We start from the raw sequence: 3,724 nt of genomic DNA, 5'->3' as shown, positions 1-3,724 counted from the left end.
ATAGTAATCAATTCACTAGTTTCAAATCTTCGCGCTTGGTGTTTGAGCCAACCATCTTGATCAAGTGCTGATTCAAGTAGCTTTGCGCTGAAACATAAAGGTTATCCCAAATTACCGGATTGCGGCAGATTTTAGTCCCAACAGTATTCCCAGCTAATTTTTCGGACACCAAGTATTTCCTGTAATAGTTAGTCCACAGATGTTGCAGGAAATCAAGAGCGAACTCATCAAAAGGAATAATCCAATTGTACTGCTCGTCCAAAAACACCCGATAAGCAGCAACAATGGGCATAGCAATATCAGCAGGCGCGCTAAACCCAAAGGAATATCGGCTATCGGGCAAGAGCGTATTCTTGCGCGGGTCGATTGAGGCTAAGTCAATGATTCCTTTTTTTCTGGGTTTGGTGATATGTTCTTCAATGGTCTTAAATAATTGTTGTTCAATCCACAATGCTTTTGGCAGTAGCGGCAGTAATTTCGATAGTCTTTGCCTTTCCGCTTCACTCAAGGACGGTGTATTACTGACAGGTGGGTGTTTGGTTCTGCTCTTGCTGTCTGGGTTGTATTTGTTTCTGTCCAGGCAGTTCATCAACTTAATCAAATGGTTGACGTTACACTGGGGACTTTTGGGCGCACCGCTTTGGTTTTGGTAATAAGCTATGCGGAATTTGGTTTCTTGGTCACGCTCTAGTTGCGCTAAAAACTGTTTAATGAATTTGTAATCACCCCTAGCGTTTACCTTTGAACGCGCATCTACTGGGGCAGATGTATTAGATGCTAAGGCGATATCTTTGGCTTCATCCTCGCTTAAGCCAATATGAATGGTAACTTTAACCCTGGCTTTCGAGAGGTCAAAGTTGTAGCCTCTGGCCTGTTGAAAAGCCAAAACCGTATGCCCCCCGTTAATAATGCCATCGCTACCGCCTTCAGGTGCCTCAAGGATTTCTAAGTCTAGCTGTGTCTTTTTACTGTTAGGCTTAACCTTATTTGCACACAGCACGATGCCGCTATGCCGCTCAAAGAATTTGTCAGGTTCAGTGGTCAATGAGTCGTAGATTTGTCTGTAAGTGGAACTTTTGCGGTTAGGTTCTCTGATATTTGGCTCTAATGGAAGGTCAGTGGGAAAGGTATCTACATGGGCGGTAGCGACAATGCAGTTGGAATTTGCGTTGAAGTACTGATCTACTTTTAAAGCCCAATTTTTTGGCATAGTTTTTCTAATGTAAGGAGTGCAGCTTCTTCAAAGAAGAATACAAAATTCAGAATCAAATGGCACGAAAGAAATTTCAAATTAGTTATGAAAGCGATCGCCACAACCCGTTAACTCCCATCCACTAAGATTTTGGGTCATCCAATTTAACTGACGTTACGCTGGGAGTGGCGTGATGCTTTGATGGGTTGTGACTTTCGGTAGTAGTTGTTGTATGATTCTGCGATAGTAATTTCTTTATTTACCGAATTCGTGAATTTTTGTGTATGTCCCGTCTCAATCCAGACATGGTTCGCCAGTATCTACAAGAAATTAGCCGTTTTCCCTTATTGAGTGCCGAACAGGAAATTGCCTATAGCAGACAGATACAGCAGATGATAGCTATTGAGCAAGCCACAAGTGCGCTCAAGCAAAAGCTGCATCGAGAACCGATGAGGGCTGAATTGGCGGCGGATGTGGGTAAAGATGAAACAGAATTAAACAGGATTCAACAGCTAGGTCAACGAGCTAAACAGAAGATGGTGACATCGAACCTGCGGTTGGTGGTTTCGATTGCGAAAAAATATCAGTGGAGTAAATTAGAACTGCTGGATTTGCTTCAAGAAGGAGCCATTGGTTTACAAAGGGGTGTAGAAAAATTTGATCCCAATCGAGGTTATAAATTTTCCACTTACGCCTACTGGTGGATTAGAGAAGCAATCATGCGAGCTATTGCAGAAAAATCTCGCACAGTACGCTTACCTGTGCATTTGACTGAAAAATTTGTTCAAATTAGAAAAGTACAGCGAGAACTATCCCAAAAACTGGGTCGAAGAGCGAGTACTGAAGAAATTGCACAAGTTATAGGGGTAGAGCCTCAACAGATGCGGGAATATCTAGGGGCATTTCGTCCGTTAGTGTCTTTAGAAAAGCCTGTAGGCGAAGAGCGAGAAATGGAACTTCAAGAACTCATACCTTCAGATAGCATTTCTATTGATGAGCTTGTTACCCAGGAGTGTTTGCGTGAAGACCTCACAAAGTTGTTGGCATCTCTTAAACCTCTCCAGAGGGAAGTTTTAATTCTGCGATATGGACTAGACAGCGAGCGCCAACTAACTGCACAAGAAGTTGCACAACAGTTAAATATCAGTCCCCAAAAAGTACGCCAAATCCAACAACAAGTCATGAATACTCTACGTCGCTTTCCAAACGATATCCGATTGTATTTAGCTTCTTGAACTGCATTGTCTCCCCACCAGGTTGATGACTGGTATGATTGAGGATATAAATAAGCTTATAGCCTAGTACCACAAAGCCCAATTCAAAATTAATGCAGTGTAAGATTTTTGTTGATAATTCAATAACAATCTCGAAACAAAAATTGCTATAAGAAAAAATTAGTAATTATCATAAAAAAGGAGTCAGAAGACAGAATTCAGAATTCAGAATACTCTACCCATAAAGGGATAGAGTTTTAATTATTGTTGAATATTCAATACTAGTTTCGCCCACTAGGGGCAAGGTTTTAAACCAATATTCATCCACCAGTCGCACAGAATTCATACTGAATTCTGACTCCTGATTTCTGAATTCTGCTATATAAAAGTCATTTAAGAAAATAGTAGCAAGGTATGAGGTTAAATGCCGATAAAATACGTGAATAGAAAAGAACAGATATATTATCTTCATCAAGGGATGACCAAAACTGGTAAACCAAAGTATTTCTTTTCTATGAAAAATGAAGGGCATGTAGTTGAAGCTATGCCTAAAGGCTATGAAATCTATGAAAATCCTAACGCTCAGGTTTTTCTGAGAAAGGTCCAACCTAAAATTATTAGTGATGAAGAAAGGTCAACTGTAGAAGAAGGAATAAAAAAGTTTTCTAGTTTAGAATCCTACCAAATAGATATAAAAAAAGAGACTATTACTGTATATACAGCAGATCAAGACGTTAATCTACTATCAGAATTGCTAAACTTTGGTTCAAAAGATAAATTGCGAGAAGCACAAAATAGACTTCTTAAGTCTATTTCTTACTCGCCCATGCTTCAGTTTATTTTGATTGATGAACAGAAGCGGATATTTATCACCCAAAGATATTGTTTTTTAGGAAGAATTGATGACTGGATTGACATAGGGAATCAAGGCACTCTTCAGGAGCTTGTCAAAAATTATGTAAAACATTTAGGACAAGAGTCGTTTTTTGAACTCCATTAAGGAATATTTCACAAAATCTAAAATAGGTTCTAAAATCGCCAGCTATAATGTAGCTTCTGAGAAATTGCCTAAAATAGGAAACTGCAAGCGTACTATTCAAATCTACTTCAAGTTTTGATATAGGTACTTGAAACTTCTAACAGAGCAGCTAATATCAATTTGTTGGGTCAATTCAAATCCAACTTAATTGAGTCCCTATTGACGATAGACAATGCCAAGCAAGGTAATCAACGTTAAAGAATACACAGTTCGAGCGCATCAACGCTCAATTCACACTCGGATTTTTAACTTTGTCTGTAAGCAGTGCGAACAACCGAC

General features: G+C 39.5%; 3 protein-coding genes. 2 read left to right on the top strand and 1 reads right to left on the bottom strand.

Annotated elements, in window-relative coordinates; genetic code table 11:
* Positions 1 to 7: 7 nt before the first annotated feature.
* Entirely contained in the window at positions 8 to 1,210 is a 1,203-nt protein-coding gene (locus H6G41_RS34270) for an AIPR family protein (protein WP_190752826.1), read from the bottom strand.
* Between the two features lie 266 nt (positions 1,211 to 1,476).
* Here H6G41_RS34270 and H6G41_RS34265 point away from each other — a divergent pair, with 266 nt between their 5' ends.
* Positions 1,477 to 2,427 (top strand): RNA polymerase sigma factor, RpoD/SigA family, encoded by a 951-nt coding sequence (locus H6G41_RS34265; RefSeq protein WP_190752824.1) that lies wholly within the window; start codon positions 1,477 to 1,479, stop codon positions 2,425 to 2,427.
* A 418-nt stretch (positions 2,428 to 2,845) separates the two neighbouring features.
* Entirely contained in the window at positions 2,846 to 3,406 is a 561-nt protein-coding gene (locus H6G41_RS34260) for a hypothetical protein (protein WP_308796926.1), read from the top strand.
* The last annotated feature ends 318 nt before the right edge of the window (positions 3,407 to 3,724 follow it).

The sequence above is a fragment of the Tolypothrix sp. FACHB-123 genome (genome assembly GCF_014697075.1).
Classification (GTDB): Bacteria; Cyanobacteriota; Cyanobacteriia; order Cyanobacteriales; family Nostocaceae; genus Aulosira.
Note: the sequence above shows the minus strand (reverse complement) of the source record. Positions and strands in the feature narration are given on the sequence as shown.

What these genes read in the sequence shown, in the direction of transcription:
- H6G41_RS34270 (WP_190752826.1), bottom strand. Translation starts at nt 1,210, where the DNA reads ATGCCAAAAAATTGGGCTTTAAAAGTAGATCAGTACTTCAACGCAAAT.
- H6G41_RS34265 (WP_190752824.1), top strand. Translation starts at nt 1,477, where the DNA reads ATGTCCCGTCTCAATCCAGACATGGTTCGCCAGTATCTACAAGAAATT.